The sequence below is a fragment of the Rhodococcus sp. IEGM 1379 genome, from assembly GCF_030056815.1.
Lineage (GTDB): Bacteria > Actinomycetota > Actinomycetes > Mycobacteriales > Mycobacteriaceae > Rhodococcus_F.
Map to the genome: position 1 here is coordinate 61,991 of NZ_JASHKR010000006.1, position 19,829 is coordinate 81,819.

A 19,829-nucleotide genomic window follows, 5' to 3' on the forward strand; every position below is an offset into this window, starting at 1 on the left:
ATCTCATGACCTCACCGGTCGGCCTCGTGAAGAAGAATCTGCCCATGATCGTGGTTCTCACCGTGATCGCAGCAGCTTTTGTTCTTGTCCTGGCCGATCGGTGGCGCCGTGGCTCTCTGGTCTTGGGAGTGGCGGTCATCATCGGTGCTATTGCGCGATGGTTTGTATCGCCGGAACGCGTCGGGCTTCTTGCCGTGCGCGGCAAGAAGTTCGACACCGCAGCGATGGGTGTGATGGGCGCATTGATCGTCCTGTTGGCGTTGACGATCGACCCGCTCGGGACAGACTGAGTGAGCTGTCAGCTTCCGTAGAACGTCGATCCATCTATCTCGTGTAGTGGAATCCACTCGCTCTGCGTCTTTGCGGCAGCAGATCGGCGCACACCGGGATTGGCTACTTGGAACAACGACCACAGTTCTTCGAGACGGTTCTCGACAGGTGTTCCGGTCATCGCTACTTTCACGTCAGCGCTCAAGCGGGCCGCAGCCTGTGCTGCCAGCGACGACGGATTCTTGACCTGCTGAGCCTCGTCGAAGATCGCCGAGGAAGGGTGAGATGCGGTGCAAATCGGTTGATCTCGCGTCGCCAGTTTCCGATTACCGAGGTGGGACAGACAACGAGGTGGGGGCCGTGGGCGGCCCTGACCGCGATCATCGAAATGGCTTGCAATGTCTTGCCCCGGCCCATTTCGTCGGCGAGGATGCCACCTCCGGACTCGGTCAACGCTGTCAACCAGGCCACTCCCTGCATCTGATAGGGACGCAGAGTCGCCTGTACCTGGGCTCGATCGAGTTCGTCGCGGACGGTCAGTGCGTGAAGGAAGTGCGTCGCAGTCGACGTCGCACTCTTGATGACGGTGTCGTCGCGGTCGAGAGAGGCGTGCGCCGCCGTCGGCATGGACTGCAGTTCGCGGGTGTCGATCACCCGCTTCCAGGCGAGTACGGACTCGCCGATGCCGGCATGATCGTCGCGCAACGTCCGCAACGACTGCACTGCTTCGGCGAACTCGATCACCTGAACCGCGACTACGGTCGGCGCGATGACATCGTCGATCGGAACTGCCATTCGGTAGGTGGCCGGCGTTCCGACCGGGAGTCCCAAAGTTTCGAGTTCACCAGTCGGATCAGCCACACCCCAGAACGCGAACGCCATGTGTTCAGGCAGTTAGGTTGCCTGCAGTCGATCAGGGCGCGGTTGAGTTACGGGCGCCGATGTTAGCTGGGATCAGTGACCGGGCGCTAACGGATTCGCCGTGAAAAACGCTGATCACGTGTGGTTTTCCCGACATTGACGAAATGTGATAGATCCGCTCTGGCCGTATTGCGATGTTTCGGCTGGGTAACTGGCTAGCATTGTCCGCAGCGTCAGATGGCGCGCGGCTCGCGAACGAGGACAGTATGAAACGATGGAAAGCTTTCTCAGGTCAACACTTTCGAAGTCTGGCTGCGGTTCTTGCGGTCGGTGTCTTGGCACTCACCACGGCCACCGTTGCTGTTGCTGCGCCGGTCGGAGTCCCGGTCAATAATGCCGGCCACATCGCAATGTGGGGTGGAACCACCGAAAGTCAGCGTGACGGACTCCCGACCGGTGGCGGTTTCACCGCAATCGCTGCCGGTGACCATCATTCGGTGGCCTTGACGGCCGACGGTTACATCGCCGTGTGGGGCCAGAGTGTCTGGGGTGAACGTGAGAACGTGCCGACCGGTGGTGGATTCACTGCAATCGCGGCGGGAGAGGATCATGCCGTGGCACTTACCGCCGATGGTCGCGTCGCCGCCTGGGGAAGCGACGAATTCGGGCAGCAGGACGACTTGCCGGTACGCGGCGGTTTCACCAGGATCGCTGCCGGTACCTTCCATGCTCTGGCGTTGACCCCCGAAGGCAAGATCGTGACCTGGGGAAGTAAGGAATTCGAGCAGCGTGACGGTATCCCGACTACGGTCGGGTTCCGTGCGATTGCCGCCGGCAACTTCCATTCGGTGGCATTGACTTCCGATGGCCACGTCACCATGTGGGGCGGCGAGGACGAAGGTCAGCGTGACGGACTTCCGACTGTTGGCGGCTTCACCGCGATCGCAGCCGGTGAAGACAACACTCTTGCGCTGACCGGTGACGGTCACATAGTCGGATGGGGGAACAACGACTACGGACAGCTCGACGGGATACCGCAGGAGGGCGATTTCACCGCGATCGCCGTCGGCTTCCGACATTCCGTGGCATTGACCGCCGACGGTCACATCGTCGTGTGGGGGAACAACGAGAACGGGCAGTTCGACACACTCCCGACCGGCGGCGGCTATACCGCAATCGCCGCCGGTGCGTACCATTCGGTGGCTCTGAACTCACAAACCGAGGCCGCTCCGACGGGAAGCGGATCGCTGGGGAGTCTGACCGGAAGCTGAGTGCTCAGCGTGACGAGCGCGCCAATTCCATTGTCCGACGCAACAGTTCGGCTACGGCGCCGGCTTCCGTGAGAAAACCGTCGTGACCGTCCTTGGAGTTGAGAACTTCGAGGCCGGTGCACTTCGGGATTCCCGCTGCCATTTCTTCCTGAAGGCGCAGGGGGTAGGCGCGATCGGAGTCAACTCCGCCAACAACAACCGGCACGGTGATCGATGCCAATGCAGCAGCGATGCCACCGCGTCCCCGGCCGATGTCGTGGCGATTCACGGCCTCGGTCAGGAGCACGTACGTGCCGGGATCGAAACGCGCCACCAGCTTGTCGGCCTGATGCTCCAGGTAGCTCTGCACTGCGTACCGTCCACCGTCCCAAGGGTTTTCGTTTCCTTCGGCAGCGTTCTCGAAGCGGATGTCGAGTTCAGCCTCGGCACGGTAGGTGAGGTGCGCAACACGCCTCGCGATGCTGAGTCCCGCGCGAGGTGATCGTCCGGTCCCGTGATAATCGCCGCCCTGCCAATCGGGGTCGGACATGATGGCTGCGATTTGTGTTGTCTGCGTACCGATTTGATCGGCCGTAGCGCGTGAACCTGTTGCCAGAATCAATGCGGAGAGCAGGTTCTCGGGGTATGACACCGCCCATTCGAGAGCGCGCATTCCGCCCATCGACCCTCCGACAACCGACGCAAGCCGGTCGATGCCGAGGAGGTCCATCAGCTTCTTCTCCGCAGTGACCTGATCGCGGATGGAGATGGCCGGGAACCGGCTGCCCCACGGTTTGCCGTCTTCGGCAAGCGAACTCGGACCCGTAGTGCCTCGGCAACCGCCCAGGACATTGGTCGCGATGACACACCATTCGCCGGTGTCGACGGGTTCGCCGGGGCCGATCATCCCGTTCCACCAGCCGGGGGAGGGCTGAGTGTCTGTCACCGGACCGGTGACATACGAGTCGCCGGTCAGTGCGTGCTCGACCAGTACGACGTTGTCGTGGTTCGGCGTCAGCTCACCCCACCGTTGGACGGCGAGCGAGACTGAAGGCAGTACCGCGCCGCTTTCGAGTTGAAGCGATCCGATCTCGATGATCCCCATCTGGCCGCCGGCCGGCGGCAGGAGGTCGATTCTGGGCCGCGCTTCGTTTACCGTCACGAGGTTGCCGCCGCTGCCAGGCCGGTTTCGAGGTCGGCGAGGATGTCGTCGATACCTTCGATACCGACAGCGAGACGCACCAGGCCGGGGGTGACGCCGGCGGCGAGCTGCTCTTCGGGGGTGAGCTGCGAGTGGGTCGTCGACGCGGGGTGGATGACCAGGGAGCGGACGTCACCGATATTGGCGACGTGGCTGTGCAGGGTCAGGGCGTTGACGAACTTCTTGCCGGCGTCGACGCCGCCGGGTAGCTCGAAGGTGACGATGGCGCCGGTGCCCTTGGGGGTCAACTGCTTTCCGCGTTCGAACCACGGCGACGAGGGGAGTCCGGCGTAGGAGACGGACGCGACGGTGGCGTGGTTTTCGAGGAACTCGGCGACCTTCTGTGCGTTGGCGACGTGGCGTTCGATGCGCAGGGAGAGGGTTTCGATGCCCTGGGCGATGAGGAATGCGTTGAACGGTGCGACGGCGGCGCCGAGGTCGCGGAGTAGTTGGACGCGGGCCTTGAGGGCGTAGGCGGGTGCGCCGAGGTCGGCGAATTTGACGCCGTGGTAGCTGGGGTCGGGGGTGGTGAAGTTGGTGTGTCGGCCCTGGGTCCAGTCGAAGGTGCCGCCGTCGACGATGACGCCGGCGACGGCGGTGCCGTGTCCGCCGAGGTATTTGGTGGCGGAGTGGACGACGATGTCGGCGCCGTGTTCGAAGGGGCGTAGTAGGTAGGGGGTGGCGACGGTGTTGTCGACGATGAGGGGGAGGCCGTGGTTGTGGGCTACGGCGCTGATGCCGGGGATGTCGAGGATGTGGTTTTTGGGGTTGGCGATGGTTTCGCCGAAGAATGCTTTGGTGTTGGGGCGGATGGCGTCGGCCCACTGGTCGAGGTTGTCGGGGTTTTCGACGAAGGTGGTGTCGACACCGAGTTTGCGCAGGGTGTAGTGCAGGAGGTTGTAGGTGCCGCCGTAGAGGCAGGGGGAGGCGACGATGTGGTCGCCGGCTTCGGCGATGTTGAGGATGGCGAGGGTTTCGGCGGCTTGGCCGGAGGAGAGCAGGAGTGCGGCGACTCCGCCTTCGAGGGCGGCGATGCGTTGTTCGACGGCGTCTTGGGTGGGGTTCATGATGCGGGTGTAGATGTTGCCGGGTTCGGTGAGGCCGAAGAGGGCGGCTGCGTGGTCGGTGCTGTCGAAGATGTAGCTGGTGGTTTGGTAGATGGGTAGTGCGCGCGCGTTGGTGGCGGTGTCTGCGGTTTGGCCGGCGTGGACCTGTTTGGTTTCGAAAGACCAGTCAGCGGTGTTGTCTGTCATTTTGTACTCCAGTGGTCAGACGGATAGATGTCGGACGGGGGCGAATGATCGCCGCCCCGTGCTGGGGCCTATCTACAAGTGCGACACATACTGAAAAACCTCCGTAGGGCTCGGCCCGGTCTGGGGTCCGTCCCTGTCGGACCCGCGCTTGTCGCCTGAAAATGCAGTGGATATGCGCGTGCGCAGACCCACCTCAGGAGACCTGGTCATCACCCGGGGCACCCCACCGCGGTTGGAGGGTTGCCGTCCAGCGAGCCGGGGCTTGACGCTGGTACTCATGACCGAGTCGAATTCTACCGGGAGTGAAGGCGGCGCACGACGCGGGTCGAAGTGCGTGCCGTTACGTGTGGTGGTTGGAAGCGATGTGGCCCACTAGCAGGTAAAAGTTACCGGTCAGTAGAGACAAAGGGAAGGGGCTGCTGGTTGCGACTCTCAGGCTTAGCAGTACGCTTGTCTTGTTTGAGACTCATCTCCCGGGATCAGTCCACACCGTCTAGGTTTGATAATCGAACCGTTCGCGGACTCACTTACAAAGTGTGACCGCAACCGTGTAACCAGGGAAACTTCCTAGGAGGACGCGAAGCACCCATGTCCAAAATTAAGGTTGAGGGCACCGTCGTCGAACTCGACGGCGATGAGATGACCCGCATTATCTGGCAGTTCATCAAAGACAAGTTGATCCATCCGTACCTCGATGTGAACCTCGAGTACTACGACCTCGGTATCGAATATCGCGACGAGACGGATGACCAGGTCACCATCGACGCCGCCCACGCGATTCTGAAGCACGGTGTGGGCGTCAAGTGCGCCACCATCACGCCGGACGAGGAGCGCGTCGAGGAATTCGGTCTCAAGAAGATGTGGCGTTCCCCGAACGGAACGATCCGCAACATTCTCGGCGGCACGATTTTCCGCGCACCGATCATCATCTCGAACGTTCCGCGACTCGTCCCGGGCTGGACCAAGCCGATCATCATCGGCCGTCACGCATTCGGTGACCAGTACCGCGCCACAGACTTCAAGGTCCCCGGCCCCGGCAAGGTGATGATCACCTACACGCCTGAGGACGGAAGCGCACCGATCGAGCACGAACTGGTCAACTTCCCCGAAGAGGGCGGCGTCGTCCAGGGGCAGTACAACTTCACCACGTCCATCCGTGACTTTGCTCGTGCGTCGCTCACCTATGGTCTGCAGCAGAACTACCCGGTGTACCTGTCCACCAAGAACACCATTCTCAAGGCGTACGACGGTGCCTTCAAGGACATCTTCCAGCACGTCTACGAGACTGAGTTCAAGGCTGAGTTCGATGCCGCAGGTCTGACCTACGAGCACCGCCTCATCGACGACATGGTCGCTTCCGCACTCAAGTGGGAGGGCGGCTACGTCTGGGCATGCAAAAACTACGACGGCGACGTCCAGTCCGACACCGTGGCCCAGGGCTTCGGCTCACTCGGCCTCATGACGTCGGTTCTGCTGACACCGGACGGAAAGACCTGTGAGGCAGAGGCTGCTCACGGCACCGTGACGCGTCACTTCCGTCAGCACCAGCAGGGCAAGCCCACCTCGACCAACCCGATCGCGTCCATCTTCGCGTGGACTCGTGGGCTCGAGCACCGTGGCAAGCTCGACAACACTCCTGAGGTCATCGGCTTCGCGCAGGCGCTCGAAGACGTTGTCATCAAGACCGTCGAAAGCGGTCAGATGACCAAGGACCTCGCGATGCTGGTCGGCGGCGACCAGGGTTACCTGACCACTGAGGAATTCCTCGGTGCGCTCGATGTAAACCTGCAGAAGGCAATGGCAGCACGCTAGTTTCACAGCTTCATCGCATGGGACGCCCGGATATTCCGGGCGTCCCATCATGCGTTTGAAGGTGTTTGCGCTCTCACGTGAGTGAACTCACCCGCTCTCACTTGGAAGTTCAACCACCCTCGAGACAACAATTGACCGGTGACTTCGCCTACCGCCTCCGCACCCGCCATTTCTTCCGGTGTTCGTTCCGGCAGGCGCGCGGCCATGCTCGCACTGGCTCTGGGCGGTTTCGGTATCGGCACTACCGAATTTGTCGCTATGGGTTTGCTGCCGGAGATGGCAACAGGTCTAGGCGTCTCCGAGCCCACAGCCGGCCACGTGATCTCGGCGTACGCGCTCGGGGTGGTTGTGGGTGCTCCGTTGCTTGCAGCGCTCACAGCGCGCATCCCACGGCGCACATTGCTGATCGCACTGATGGTCGCCTTCACCGTCGGCAATGCGGCTTCCGTGTTTGCGCCGTCGTACGAGACGCTGATGCTGGCTCGATTTGTTGCCGGTTTGCCTCACGGCGCGTACTTCGGTGTGGCGGCGTTGGTCGCGGCGCACTTGGCCGAGGCAGGCAAACGTGCCAAAGCCGTCGCCATGGTGATGATGGGGCTCTCGGTTGCCAATGTCGTCGGTGTTCCGGCTGCAGCGTGGCTCGGCCAAACTGTGGGGTGGCGTAGCGCCTTCGCGCTGGTCGCGGTGATCGGTGTCGCCACGGTGGTGTCGCTGCTCATCTGGATTCCGCGGCTCGACGCGATGCCTGCCAGTAATCCGATCACCGAGCTCGGGGCGTTGGGCCGTCCCCAGGTATGGATGACCTTGATCGTCGGCATGGTCGGATTCGGCGGCATGTTCGCGGTCTACACGTATGTGAGCACCGCCTTGACCGATGTATCCGGGCTGGGAATCTCCTTGATCCCACTGGCACTGATGATCTACGGGATGGGCATGGTGGTCGGCAATTTCGTCGGCGGTTACCTGTCCGACCGCGCTCTCATGAAGGGCCTGTTCATCTCGATGGCGTCGCTCGCCGTTGTGCTCGCTATCTTCGTCGTCGCGGTCCGCAACCCGTACACCGCGCTGATCTTCCTGTTTCTCATCGGGCTGGCCGGTTCGTCGATGGTCCCCGGTTTGCAGACGCGTCTGATGGACGTCGCCGAAGACGCTCAGACTCTCGCAGCTTCGCTCAACCATGCCGCACTCAACATCGCCAACGCCTTCGGAGCCTGGATCGGTGGTGTCGTCATCGCGGCCGGATACGGATACACCGCGCCGGCGGCAGTCGGATCTCTACTCGCCGTCGCCGGTCTTGTTGTGCTGGCAGCGGCTGTAATCATGGCGCGTAGGGCGGCAAACTGAAAGATCGTCGGCACCATCGGCTACGGTGCTTGCCGTGCCTCAAAAAGCTGACTCCCACATTCTCGCGCCACACACGATCACCTCTGTGAACGTCAACGGCGTTCGCGCCGCTGCCCGCAAGGGAATGCTCGAGTGGCTCGAGAAGACAGACGCGGATTTCATCTGCCTCCAGGAAACTCGGGCGTCGGACAAGCAGTTGCACGAGACTCTCGAACCTGCCTTGTCGAACGGATGGTTCCTCGTCTCGGCTGAGCCGTCGGCGAAGGGACGCAACGGTGTGGCAATCCTCTCCCGCGTCGAGGCCGACGCCGTCCGCATCGGTTTCGGTGACGACGAGTTTCAGGACGCCGGTCGCTACATCGAGGCGGACTTCGCGGATCTGACGGTTGCGAGCCTGTATCTGCCGACGGGGGAAGCCGAAACTCCGAAGCAGGAGGCGAAGGAACGATTCATGAACTCGTTCGCAGCTCACCTGTCGGCCACGGCGTCAGAAGCCGAGACGCTTGGACGGCATGTCGTTGTCAGCGGCGACTGGAACATCGCGCACAAGGAAGCAGACCTGAAGAACTGGAAGGGCAACAAGAAGTCTTCCGGATTCCTGCCCAGCGAGCGTGAGTGGATGGACCTCCTCTTCGCCGAGGCATCTCCCTGGGTCGACGTCTTCCGGACGCTGCATCCCGATGTCGAGGGACCGTACTCGTGGTGGTCGTATCGCGGTAAGGCTTTCGACAACGACTCCGGCTGGCGTATCGACTACCAGGTATCCACCCGCGCATTCGCCGAGCGCGCCAAGGCTGGTGCCGTGGAACGCGCCGAGTCCTATGATCTGCGCTGGTCCGATCACGCTCCCGTCACAGTCTCGTACCGGTAGGCGATCAGATGTCCGAAGGCTCGAAATTGCCGAGTGCGAAGACCCTCAAAGCGATAGTCACCGTCGTCGTCGCGGTGGTGGCGATTGTGCTCGGTCTGGTGTTGTCCTCCAAAGACTCCGACAGTTCCGCATCATCGAACGTAACTGCCGCGTCGCAAGGGACCGGTACCTCGAAGACTGCGGTCACCGCGAGTGCAAAACCGAAACCCGGTGCGGGGCCGACAACAACTGCGAAACAGACGACCGCAAAAGAGTCGAGCAGCGACGCACCATCACGCGTCCTCGCGACCCTGGTCGAGATCGACGCCGGTCGTTGGCCGGATTCCGCGAACTCGGTCGGAACCAAGGGCGGCATCACCTTCCGCAACAGTGAGGGCAGGCTGCCGGCGGTCGGTGCGGGCGGCGGCCGCGTCGTCTATCAGGAGTGGGACGTGAACCCGAAGAAGAACGGTCAGGGCCGTGATGCCGAGCGCATCGTGACCGGCAACGACGGTTCCGCCTGGTACACATTGGACCACTACGACACCTTCATGAGGATTCGCTGATGTGTGATCAACGACGCGTCGATGTGGACCGATGGCTCGATCCGGTATCGGATGTCATATCGGTGGCCGTGCCGGCTGCCCCGGCGGTCCTCGACAGGTTGGCCCGCGACCTACGCACTGCGGACTATGTTGTCCGCATCGTTCGTGGCGCGCGCATGCTGACCATCTCGCAGGTGTACGACGAGTTTGCAGCGGCCTTCCAGTTCCCGTCCCATTTCGGGCGCAACAAAGACGCGTTCGACGACGTCATGCGCGATCTGGACGACGTGCTCGGCCTGGGCGCTGGGTTTGTCGTCCTGGTCAGCGATGCCGAATTGCTGCTGAGCGGCGAACCGGATCAGGTGGCCTGGTTCCGAGAGTCCATGGATTTTTACGCCGAAGAATGGGCCCCGACAGCGTTCCGGACTGCTTACCAGTTCGGTACCGATTGCGCGGATTCCTTTGCCGCCGAACTCGTCGAACTCGACTACCCGGACACCACAGCGCCGCGCTGAAACTACCTCGTGAAAAGATCGGAACCATGTCGACCTCTGCAGAACAGACGCCCACAACCAAGCCTCGCGTGCTTTCCGGCATCCAGCCGACGTCGGATTCTTTCCACCTCGGCAATTACCTGGGCGCGTTGCAGCAGTGGGTACCGTTACAGGACGATTTCGACGCCTTCTACTTCATCCCGGATCTCCATGCCATCACGGTCACGCAGGACCCCAAGGAACTGCGTCGACGCACCAAAGTTGCTGTGGCTCAGCTTCTCGCGATCGGTATCGATCCGGATCGCGCAACGGTTTTTGTTCAGAGTCAGGTTCCCGAGCACGCTCAGCTCGCATGGGTTTTGAACTGCATCACAGGTTTCGGCGAGGCCAGTCGGATGACGCAGTTCAAGGACAAGTCGTCCAAGCAGGGCAGTGACAATGCCAGCGTCGGGTTGTTCACGTACCCGGTTCTGATGGCTGCCGATATCTTGCTGTACCGCCCGCAGCGCGTTCCGGTGGGCGAGGATCAGCGTCAGCACCTCGAGCTGGCACGCGATCTGGCAGGCCGCTTCAACTCGCGCTACGGCAAGGCATTTGTCATCCCTGAACCGCAGATCATCAAGGGCACGGCCAAGATCTACGATTTGCAGGATCCTACCTCCAAGATGAGCAAGTCTGCGGCCAGCCCCGCCGGTCTGATCAACCTGCTCGACGACCCCAAGGTCTCCGCCAAGAAGATCAAGTCCGCGGTTACGGACAACGAGCGTGAGATCCGCTTCGATCAGGAGAACAAGCCCGGCGTCAGCAACTTGCTGACTATCCAGTCGGCTCTCTCGGGTGTCCCGATCGACAAGCTGGTGGCTGGTTACGAAGGAAAGGGCTACGGCGATCTCAAGTCCGATACCGCTGAAGTTCTGGCAGACTTCGTCACCCCGCTCAAAGCGAAGGTGGAGGGATACCTTGCCGACGAAGCTGAATTGGACCGCATCATCGCAGCCGGTTCGCACCGCGCTCGCGAGGTATCGTCGAGCACTCTCGCCACCGTCTACGAAAAGATCGGGTTCCTGACACCCAAGGGCTGATCGGACCGCATACACGACTTGAGGGGGAGCGCAGTGGCCGATGCAGGTGTCGCGGGAAAAGCACGTGTCGCGGAAAATGCAGTTGACGTCGAGAAACCGAGTTTCCTCGACAAACAGCGCGCAGCGCGTCCCTGGCTGGATCATCTGGTGCGGGCAGGTCTCCGATTCCAGAACCAGAAGGGTGACTACTACGCTGCCGGCATCACGTATTTCAGTGTGCTGGCACTGATACCGATCCTCATGGTCGTGTTTGCGGTTGCGGGTTTTGTCTTGGCCGGTCATCCCGAATATCTGGACTCGATTCAGGAACAGATCACCAAATCGATCCCGGGCAGCCTCGGCGACACAATCAACTCCTTGATTCAGTCGGCGATCGATGCCCGCGCCCGCGTGGGTGTGTTCGGTTTTCTCGGCGCGGCCTACGCGGGCCTCGGCTGGATGGCCAACGTTCGGGACGCGCTCACCGCGATGTGGGAGAGCAAGCGTGATTCCAAGGGCTTCGTGCGTACCAAACTCGGGGATGCGGGCGCACTTGTCGGTCTTGGCCTGGCTCTGATCGTTTCTCTCGGTCTGTCTGCATTGAGCAGCGGACCGGTTGCACACCAAGTCATCACGTGGCTCAACCTCGAGAACATCACCGGCGTCGGTGTCGGCCTACGGATCGTCTCGACAGTGCTGTCGCTACTGGCAACGTGGGCTGTGTTCTTGTGGGTAATCGCCCGATTGCCTCGTGAACCGGTCACTCTGCATAGTGCCGCCAGGGCGGCACTGATGGCAGCACTTGTGTTCGAGGTGTTCAAACAGGTTGGTGCGATCTATCTTTCGGCGGTCAGTAGCGGTCCTGCCGGAGTGGCTTTCGGTCCGATCATCGGTCTGTTGGTGTTCGTTTTCACAGCCTCACGAATGTTGTTGTTCTGTACCGCGTGGGCCGCGACCACGAAGGAAAGCCTTGCGCTGGCATACATTCCGCCACCGGATCCGGCAATTATCGCGCCGCGGATCGTTGTCGCGGACGGTGCTTCCTCGTCGCGTACAGCGGCATTGATTGCGACGGGCGTCGTTGCCGGGCTCGGCCTTTCGGGGTTCTTGCGTCGACGCCGCTGAGCGTCAGCGGCGTCGACGGCTCAATACGACAGAACCGAGAATCAACCCGAGAACAACCGCAGCTCCCGAGCCGATAATCGCGGTGCGGGCAGTCGTGCTGAAGTGACTGCCTGGCGTTGCTCCGGCAGTTGACATTTCACCAGGGGGCACCCGCTCGGTCATGGTTGCCACGTCGGATTTGTCGTAAGTAGACGTGAGATCGGTCAAGGTTCCGACGGTCATCGTGGGGGTGAGGCTGAATCCGAAGTCGAGAAGGCGGGCGGCTTGCTCCCACGGGCGGATCGGCTTCGCTTCGCCGCCCATCAACGTGACGAGGAGCGTTCGACCGTTCCGCTGGGCTGCACCGACATACGTGTGGCGGGCATCGTCGGTGAACCCGGTTTTGCCGCCCAAAGCTCCGTCGTAGTTGTAGAGCAACTGGTTGTCGTTGGCGAGAGTGAAGCCGGGGCGGTCCTGATCTTCGGGGATCGTCGGGTCCTTGGGGAATCCCGGAAACTCGACGGTTTCGGTATGGATGAGTTCCGCGAATGTCGGATTCTGCAGTGCCGCATGGAAGATCACTGCAAGATCGTAGGGCGAGCTGCTCATTCCCGGCCCGTCCAACCCTGAGGGAGTCGCCGTACGGGTATCGAGTGCGCCGAGGTCGGCTGCGAGTGCGTTCATCTTCTTGACAGCCGCAGCGTCACCGCCGAGTTGGCGGGCCAGCGCATGCGCGGCGTCGTTGCCCGAAGCCATGACGAGACCCTGCATCAGTTGGCGGTTGGTATAAGTTCCGTCCTTGCCGATACCGACTGCGCTGCCTTCGGCATTGGCATCCTCAGCTGTTGCAGTGACTACAGTGTCGAGGTTCAGTTCGTCCAGGGCGACCAGAGCCAGGAGCATTTTGATCGTGCTGGCCGGGCGGTAGCGGCCGTGAGGGTCCTTTGCGGCAAGTACTTCACCAGTGTTCGCGTCGGCGAGTACCCAACCGGAGGCGGCGATGTCTGCGGGCAAGGGGGGAGCGCCGGCAGGAAGGATGACACCACAGCCGCCGAGCTGATCTCCGCCGACGGGATCGGAAGGAACTGGCATCGGAGCGGGCGCAGTGGTTCCGGGCGAGGGAACCTCGGAGAGGTCGACGGCGGGAGCTGGGCGGCTCGTGAACGGGCAACTGTCGGTATTCGGCGTGGTGAACGGTGCCGACGTCGTTGGTGCTGGTGGGGGAGCAGGCTGAGCCCCGGCGATTCCCGACACCCCTCCGATTCCGGAAAGTACGGTTCCGGCAACAACCACTGCACACGCTCTACGCCACATCATCTCGATTCGAGGGTAGGCGAATTGTGCGCAACCACCGAATCGCCGCACATTCTGCAACAGTGGAACCGTCAGTAGTTCGATCGGTGCGTCTGGCAGGAGATCGGTATGGGCAAGGTTGTGGTGACTGAATTCGTGTCGCTGGACATGGTTATGGAGGCGCCTGGCGGCGAACCTGGCTATGCCCATACGGGGTGGGTGGTCCCGTATCAGGAGGGGGATCAGATCAACTACCCGGCTCTGAAGGGCCAGGTTTGCTGCTCACCGACCTAGCTGGATGCTAGAGCGGTGGCTGCTATAGGCACGGTTGATTGAGCGGCCCAATACTTTTCATGCCCGAGCGCGGCAATATTGCGGGCAGCATTGTGGTCCGCGTGCGCGGTCCACCCACATTCTCGGCACGCGAACCTAGCTTGACTTCTGCGATTCTTCACATCACAAAACCCACACCGCGAGCAGGTTCGGGACGTGTTGCGCGGGTCGATCACCTGCACCGGCACCCCGGCCATCTCCGCTTTGTAGGTGACGAAGTTGCGCAACTGGGCGTAAGCCCACGAATGCACCTGCGCTCGCTGCTTCTTGGCCAGCCGTACCCGATCACGAATCCCCGATAGATCCTCTATCGCGATAGCCCGATCGGTGCGTTGCGCCTGAGCAACAATTGTTTTCGACAACTGATGGTTGACGTCGGTGGCGAACCGTTGTTCCTTCCGTCGCCGAGTCTTCAACTTCCGCTTCGCGGACTTCGTACCCACCTTCTGCAACGCCGTCCGCATCACCTGGTTCTTCTTCCGCCGCGCGCTGACAGCACCGTCGGACCACCGCACATCAAGCTCAGCGGGATCATCGTCGGTAGTGACCGCCAGATTCACGATCCCGAGGTCCACACCCAACCAACCATCGACCGGATCCTTCGCCGGTACGACCTGTGTCGGTGCTGGTTGGTCGATGGTGGCGTACAGATAGAACTGGCCGTCGCGGTAGACCAGATCCGATTCCCCTTTGCGGTCCGCCAACAGCGTCCGCTGCCACGGCGCGCACACGAACCGCACACCCCGCATCCGCCCCGCCGTCGTCCAGATGGAGACGGTCGAGGAGTCCAGTTGCCACGACAGGCACCGATCGTCGAACGGTTGCGCCGCCAGCGGGCGGAAACGAACTGCGGAATCCGCCACACCCGCATACTGCTTCGAACCAGGTCGGCCGTAGTTTCCGGCTTTGAGGTTCGCAGTTCGGGTGGCGTAGGCAGCAGCGACTTTCTTGATCACTCGAACCGCCGGTTGTGCCGACAAACCGAGCGCCTTGATCTGCGTGTACACCGACTCGTGCAACGTGAACGCACGCCGATCAGAGGCAGGTTGAGCGACATCGGAAACGACGTCGGCAGCTCGGTTGCAGGTGAGCAGCGTCTGCTTCAACGCGGCAGCTTGCTCGTCGGTGACGGCGAGCTTGATCATCACGATCCGCTTCACCACGATCACCGCCTTCCTCGAAGGATTCACACTTGGATTGCCGCGGCAACCACTACGAACAGATCATGGCATTGGGGTACGACAGCCAGCCGAATTCAATACGGCGACAGGGACCCTTCGGCGGGCGATTATCTCAGGTACACCGCGACCTGCGGACACAGCACGAGCGATTGCAGGAACATCGGAATCGTGAAAGTTGACGATGCGGATGGGTCTTCTGTCACCGTATAGAGCCAAGGTGGCGTGGATGTGCCAGCCCGACATGCAGTATGTAGATACAGTCACCGGATCTGCGCGGATCTCGAGCCGCCAGAAGAATTTGGTGAATCATGCAGTGTATCAAGCTGAACGGCTGAACAGCGTCGTTGACGGAGGAGTCGAGATACGAGATGGGTAGCTTAGAAAGAAGGAAGCAGCTGTTGATCGGAGGGCGCCGTATTCGCGTCGCCGACCTGATCAAGGCAGGTCTGCTCGAACCGGGGCAGACGTTGGTTTTCTCGAGACCCCGCGCCGGAGAACGGTACGAGGCGATCGTAGAGAAGGACGGTGCGCTGAGAGTGGAGGGGCACCGATACACCAGTCCTTCAAGTGCTGCGTCAAACGTCGCCGAGGTGTCATTGGACGGGTGGCACGCATGGCAGGTCGGGGAGTCCGGTCGATACCTCCACCAGCTTCGTGAACAATTGCTCGAACAGCAGAAATCTCAGCTCGCGGATACGGAGCAAGACAGGCAAATTCGTGAACGGCAGGAATTCCTTGCAGGCGTCGATGGCAAGGGCAAGCCGCTGACAGTACTCGAATTCCTCAAACTCTGGAGGGCGACGACGCGCTCGCAGATCGTCACCGATGAGATCGACGCGGACCTGACCAATCATGACTTGGTCACGACACCGAACTATCTCAAGGTCGGCGTCGAGGACGTGATCGTTCTTCATAAGCGGCGCACAGACACTGACCAAGAGGAGGAAGATGCCGCACGCGATGATCCTCTCGGACTGGACGAGATCGGTATTACTCTCGGCAACATCAGCTCTGCGAATTCCGAAGTGGTGTCGGTGAGTCCGAATTCCTCTCTCGAAGAAGCGATCACGAAGATGTATCTCCACGATTACTCCCAACTGCCGGTGTTGGCCGGACCTAGGACTGTGAAGGGAGCGGTCACATGGCAGTCGATCGCGCGCGCCCGCCATCGCAATGCTGACGCCACACTCCGTGACGCCACGATCGAGGCGCGTGAGCATCCTTATGATAAGGAGCTTATTGACGTCCTGCCTGACTTGCAGAAATTTGACTTCGCACTTGTGCGGGGACCGCAGAATGAGATCTCTGGAATCGTGACAACCGCCGACGTGGTTGCTGCATACGGTGCATTGGCGACTCCGTTTCTCTTGATCGGTGAGCTCGATCAGATCCTTCGTCGGGTATTGATCAACAATGTCGACATAGATACCGTCAGTGCCATCTGCGTCGGGGATTCAGGCCAGGTGATCGAGGGTTTCGGACAATTGACAATGGGTCACTACGAGCGCGTCCTGTCACACGAGGACACCTGGAAGTCGTTGGACTGGCCTTTCGACCGCAAGACCTTCCTAAAGGGGTTGGCTGAACTCCGTAAGGTGCGCAACGACGTTATGCATTTCAACCGGGACGCTGTCCCGCCGCACACCATTACCCAGTTCCGGCAGATGATTGCGTTGCTTCGCGACTATGTCGACCGCTAGACGACAGAAGATGCTGAGACAGAGAATGTCGAATGCTCCAGCGTGACCAAGGCCAAGCCGCAGCGGGCGTACGTCTGATGATTGGGTAGCTTTGTGTCCAGTATTAACGGCTCAATCTGCAGCCATTCAATCTGCAGCTACGGCGTCGTCGGCGTCTGGCTGTAGGTCCGCTTCGCTCAGGCGCCCCTGGTCGCGTAGGCGTACGAGTAGCGGAATATTTGTGAGTCGGCCGAGGAAGTTTTGGTAGTCAGGAACCCGTTCGAGTGGATCTGTTCCGAGATCGAAATCGCGGCGGAGTGCGGCGGTTCCGGCGCGGATGGTGTCGCCAGCGGTGGTGTTGTCGGAGGTCGCGTCGATTCGTCCCAGCATTGCTGCAGCGCGGTCCCTGACGCAACCCGTGGGATGGTCGTCAGAGAAATCCTTGATGATTCGTTCCACGCGCCCTTCGCGTCGGGAGTCGATCTCACGTTCGCGGGCTAGCCGTAGGGTGTCCGTGAGTTTCTCGATGAGGGAGGCGAAGTTTGCATCGAGGTCGTCTACCCCATTGGGTTGGGTCTTATCAGCGTCGTGCTCTTTGAGGTATCCAAGGAGCTCCTTTGCGAAGCCGGCCTTACCGATCTCGGTTCCAAACGCTGCTTTGAAGGCTTTTGCGACGGCATCCCACATCGATTTGTTGGCTGCGTTGATTTCAGCCTTGATGGCAATGTCGGTGAGGCCATTTGCCTCGGTCTCGCTCAGGCTCAGGAGGTGTGTTGCGTAGCGGCGTGCCGAGATGCCCGCCAGCGTCAGCGGAACCAGATCTTCGGGTTCCGTTATGGTCACACCGGATTCGCACTTCGCGCCGACGTCAGATGCCCAGTCGCCAACCATGACGATGAGATCGTCGGTCACGGTGGGTCTTCCCTTGGCTCCGCCCTTCCGGATCTGGGCACGCGCGGTTTCGCCGGCCGGGTCACTATCGAGGAGGACTGCGCAAGCGGGTTTGAACTGATCGCGACCGCGCGCGAGATACAGCATGTACGCGACATTTGAGCCGCCTGGAACGAGAGTGACCTGGTTGAGGTCGAGGCACTTGCTGGGTGCTGTTCCGGCACGGCGGATCCGCGCGTTCATTCCCGCGATCAATATCTGATCAGCGATTCCTTCGACGAATAAGTTATCGCCTCCGATGAATGCGGTTTCAGCGACGAAGGCGCCCAATGATGTTCGGAGAGGCTCATAGTGATTCTGGGTTGCATCCTTGACGAGGCGGGTGCCTTCGTCGCGGGCGCCCTTGTCAACGACACGGACCCGGTGACCGGCGTTGCGGTTGATCAGAAATGGAGAGTGGGTGACATAGACGACCTGGTCGGTCCGGTCGGAGTCCTCTGGATGAGCGTGGGCTTCGAGTACACGCAGCAGGTCCTGTTGACCGAGCGCGGATAAGTAGGCATCTGGTTCGTCCATCAGGAGGACCTCGGGTCGATCCTCGGGTCGATCGTGGGATCGTAGTTGAACGTAGTAGCTGAGGAAGTAGGTGAGTCCGCGGCTGCGTTCACTAAAGGAATAGTCCGTGCCGGTGCGGTCGCGGATGGTGAAAACAAGTTCGTGCTCTCGTGGGGAGACTCGGAGTTGGAAATCTTCGTCCTGGCTCCACCATTTCGAGATGTTCAGGTGGCGGGCTATCGACTTGTTCATCTCCTGGATAAGTGCGTTGACGAGGCCCTCCTTCTCGTTTGCAATTGCCTCTTGGAGATCCCTGAACGCCGACGCGTCGATTCGAGCGACCTTGGTGAGCAGTAGTCGACCCAGTTTCTGCTGTTCAGTCTCGGCCGGATCGGTCGCCGTCAACATCGCGAACAACGCAACCGACCTGGGCGCGATGTCTTCGACTGATCTGATTTCGTTGAGAGATTCGAAGAGCTCGTACCGCTTCTTCCGGCTGGCCATGAGCTCGGTGGTTTGGGCGAGCGCGGCGATGGAAACTGAGTCCGGTTCGCGTTGGCGCTGGACGTAGTCGGTGAGTCCGACAAGATCCCAATGGCATTGGCGGAATGTGTTCTCGTTCCGGCGCTCTCGACGTCCTTGGGAGGCCCCGATCTCGAGTTTGCAGTGAACACGATGCTGGACTGGAGTCGAACGTCTGAGCCGAAGGAGCGCCGCCGGTTGCACAGCTTGGCACAACGATTCCACAGTAGGTTCGCGTGATTCCTGGTGCTCCGCGAATCACAACTCTGGCGGGTGAGGGAATCGTCGCGTATCTCCGGACCGAGTTGGGAGTAGTCCGGGGTACTACTCCCGAAGGGCTCACATGCGAGCTGATCCGAGCCGTGGCTTGGGCCTCGACGGGGGGACATGCACCGGTCAGCACGCGGGGATTGCTTGATCGACTCATGGAGCCGGCCTTGGCGATTGTACAGCGCAAGGGTGGTGTCGATGCGCGGCGCAACGAACTCCGTCGCATGATGAATACGCTGGCGATAGTCGGTGACCTCGTAGAACTACAGCGAGGTCAGTGGTTGTCGGCGAGCGGGTGCATCGTCCGTCTCGACGGGACTCCAACACCGACATACCTACTGATCAGCGGCATTCCACTTCGTGAGTTCGATGAAGGCGCGCGAGCAACTGTCGCAGTCGACGGTACGCGTCGCATCATCCGTGACGTGGGGAGTGTGAGCTTGTTCGGCCTTCCAGTCATCGAGTATCAGAATTGGGCGCGTACACCTCGAACGTCGTTGCAGGACTGGACGTGCGACACTCTTGCCTTGCCGCTTCGCCGACAAAACGACGAGTGGGCTGACGCGTGTGAAATGCAGTTGTATGCACCGCAGTTGGCAGCACTTCACAAGCCGCAGGCGCACCGTTGGACTTCGGTGGACAGGAGTTCTGACGGTAGGACTCTGGCGCGCCTCACGATGTTTGGAGATCCGATATACGCTGTCGTCGATGTCGCACGGGGTGCTGTTGCTGGGCGTCGTGAATGTGCCCCACACGACGTGCGCCGTCTGATGTATGGCCTCGACCAGCAACACGAGAACCCGACATCTGTCACAGTGGTTGACCGTGCAGGCACGACGTCCGTGCGGCTTCGGAATGCGTTGCCGTATGCGGAGGCGCGAGGCCTGCTGGCTCTAGTCGAGGATTCTGCTGACGCGCGTCCACTGGTGACACGACACGGTGCAGCGGTCCGCGCGATGCTCGACGGATTGGGAATTCACGTCAGCGACGGCGGAGGCGCAGAATCGGGATGACGTGAAAATACCAATGCGCGGTTGAAGAGTCCGAAGACTCCTCAACC

Annotated in this window: 18 protein-coding genes and 1 riboswitch; of the genes, 11 read left to right on the forward strand and 7 right to left on the reverse strand. The window is 61.0% G+C overall.

All coding sequences use genetic code 11. The features are described 5' to 3' along the window. The first annotated feature begins 5 nt into the window (after positions 1-5). On the forward strand, positions 6-290 hold the full coding sequence (locus QM600_RS05670) for a DUF3017 domain-containing protein (protein ID WP_283260496.1): 285 nt from the start codon (positions 6-8) through the stop codon (positions 288-290). An 8-nt stretch (positions 291-298) separates the two neighbouring features. Here the strand turns inward: QM600_RS05670 and QM600_RS29775 are convergent, their stop codons facing one another. Together QM600_RS29775 and QM600_RS05680 are read right to left on the reverse strand one after the other, a co-directional pair. Further along, positions 299-589 (reverse strand): SNF2-related protein, encoded by a 291-nt coding sequence (locus QM600_RS29775; RefSeq protein ID WP_502942895.1) that lies wholly within the window; start codon positions 587-589, stop codon positions 299-301. Further along, positions 472-1,131, reverse strand: coding sequence for an SNF2-related protein (locus tag QM600_RS05680; RefSeq protein WP_283260497.1), 660 nt, complete (start codon positions 1,129-1,131; stop codon positions 472-474). The genes QM600_RS29775 and QM600_RS05680 overlap by 118 nt, the downstream gene beginning before the upstream one ends. Positions 1,132-1,397: 266 nt before the next feature. Between QM600_RS05680 and QM600_RS05685 the strand changes: the two genes are divergently transcribed. Continuing rightward, positions 1,398-2,402 (forward strand): RCC1 domain-containing protein, encoded by a 1,005-nt coding sequence (locus tag QM600_RS05685; RefSeq protein ID WP_283260498.1) that lies wholly within the window; start codon positions 1,398-1,400, stop codon positions 2,400-2,402. Positions 2,403-2,406: 4 nt separating this feature from the next. Here QM600_RS05685 and metX read toward each other — a convergent pair whose 3' ends face one another. Both metX and QM600_RS05695 read right to left on the reverse strand, forming a co-directional pair. Continuing rightward, positions 2,407-3,543 (reverse strand): homoserine O-acetyltransferase MetX, encoded by a 1,137-nt coding sequence (gene metX / locus QM600_RS05690; RefSeq protein ID WP_502942891.1) that lies wholly within the window; start codon positions 3,541-3,543, stop codon positions 2,407-2,409. After that, the gene (locus QM600_RS05695; RefSeq protein WP_283260499.1) at positions 3,540-4,835 is read right to left on the reverse strand and encodes a bifunctional o-acetylhomoserine/o-acetylserine sulfhydrylase; all 1,296 of its coding nucleotides are present in this window, start codon (positions 4,833-4,835) and stop codon (positions 3,540-3,542) included. Before QM600_RS05695 ends, metX begins: the two co-directional genes overlap by 4 nt. Positions 4,836-5,004: 169 nt before the next feature. Further along, a riboswitch (SAM riboswitch) is annotated at positions 5,005-5,118 on the reverse strand. Positions 5,119-5,423: 305 nt separating this feature from the next. Between QM600_RS05695 and QM600_RS05700 the strand changes: the two genes are divergently transcribed. The 7 genes from QM600_RS05700 to yhjD all read left to right on the forward strand — a co-directional run bounded on the left by QM600_RS05700 (position 5,424) and on the right by yhjD (position 12,066). After that, the gene (locus QM600_RS05700) at positions 5,424-6,647 is read left to right on the forward strand and encodes an NADP-dependent isocitrate dehydrogenase (protein WP_283260500.1); all 1,224 of its coding nucleotides are present in this window, start codon (positions 5,424-5,426) and stop codon (positions 6,645-6,647) included. 204 nt (positions 6,648-6,851) lie between these two features. Beyond that, a complete protein-coding gene (locus QM600_RS05705) occupies positions 6,852-7,991 on the forward strand; it encodes an MFS transporter (RefSeq protein ID WP_283260600.1) in 1,140 nt (379 codons plus the stop codon). 25 nt (positions 7,992-8,016) lie between these two features. Further along, positions 8,017-8,862, forward strand: a complete 846-nt coding sequence (locus QM600_RS05710; protein ID WP_283260501.1) for an exodeoxyribonuclease III — start codon at positions 8,017-8,019, stop codon at positions 8,860-8,862. Positions 8,863-8,870: 8 nt separating this feature from the next. Beyond that, on the forward strand, positions 8,871-9,407 hold the full coding sequence (locus tag QM600_RS05715; protein WP_283260502.1) for a guanyl-specific ribonuclease: 537 nt from the start codon (positions 8,871-8,873) through the stop codon (positions 9,405-9,407). Further along, positions 9,407-9,901, forward strand: a complete 495-nt coding sequence (locus QM600_RS05720) for a barstar family protein (RefSeq protein WP_283260503.1) — start codon at positions 9,407-9,409, stop codon at positions 9,899-9,901. The genes QM600_RS05715 and QM600_RS05720 overlap by 1 nt, the downstream gene beginning before the upstream one ends. A 26-nt stretch (positions 9,902-9,927) precedes the next feature. Beyond that, positions 9,928-10,962 (forward strand): tryptophan--tRNA ligase, encoded by a 1,035-nt coding sequence (gene trpS, locus QM600_RS05725; protein ID WP_283260504.1) that lies wholly within the window; start codon positions 9,928-9,930, stop codon positions 10,960-10,962. A gap of 33 nt (positions 10,963-10,995) precedes the next feature. Continuing rightward, positions 10,996-12,066: an inner membrane protein YhjD gene (yhjD, locus tag QM600_RS05730; RefSeq protein WP_283260505.1), complete on the forward strand. Its 1,071-nt coding sequence runs from the start codon at positions 10,996-10,998 to the stop codon at positions 12,064-12,066. Positions 12,067-12,069: 3 nt separating this feature from the next. On the opposite strand, the gene QM600_RS05735 is transcribed toward yhjD, so the two are convergent. After that, complete coding sequence (locus tag QM600_RS05735; protein ID WP_283260601.1) at positions 12,070-13,362, reverse strand: D-alanyl-D-alanine carboxypeptidase family protein; 1,293 nt, start codon at positions 13,360-13,362, stop codon at positions 12,070-12,072. Between the two features lie 266 nt (positions 13,363-13,628). Then, positions 13,629-14,834 (reverse strand): RNA-guided endonuclease InsQ/TnpB family protein, encoded by a 1,206-nt coding sequence (locus QM600_RS05745; protein ID WP_502942892.1) that lies wholly within the window; start codon positions 14,832-14,834, stop codon positions 13,629-13,631. A gap of 416 nt (positions 14,835-15,250) precedes the next feature. On the opposite strand from QM600_RS05745, the gene QM600_RS05750 reads away from it, so the two are divergent. Beyond that, complete coding sequence (locus QM600_RS05750; RefSeq protein ID WP_283260506.1) at positions 15,251-16,552, forward strand: restriction system modified-DNA reader domain-containing protein; 1,302 nt, start codon at positions 15,251-15,253, stop codon at positions 16,550-16,552. Between the two features lie 126 nt (positions 16,553-16,678). Here the strand turns inward: QM600_RS05750 and QM600_RS05755 are convergent, their stop codons facing one another. After that, on the reverse strand, positions 16,679-18,481 hold the full coding sequence (locus QM600_RS05755; RefSeq protein WP_283260507.1) for an ATP-dependent nuclease: 1,803 nt from the start codon (positions 18,479-18,481) through the stop codon (positions 16,679-16,681). 455 nt (positions 18,482-18,936) lie between these two features. Between QM600_RS05755 and druD the strand changes: the two genes are divergently transcribed. Beyond that, on the forward strand, positions 18,937-19,782 hold the full coding sequence (gene druD / locus QM600_RS05760; RefSeq protein WP_283260508.1) for a Druantia-type antiviral defence protein DruD: 846 nt from the start codon (positions 18,937-18,939) through the stop codon (positions 19,780-19,782). Positions 19,783-19,829: the final 47 nt, after the last annotated feature.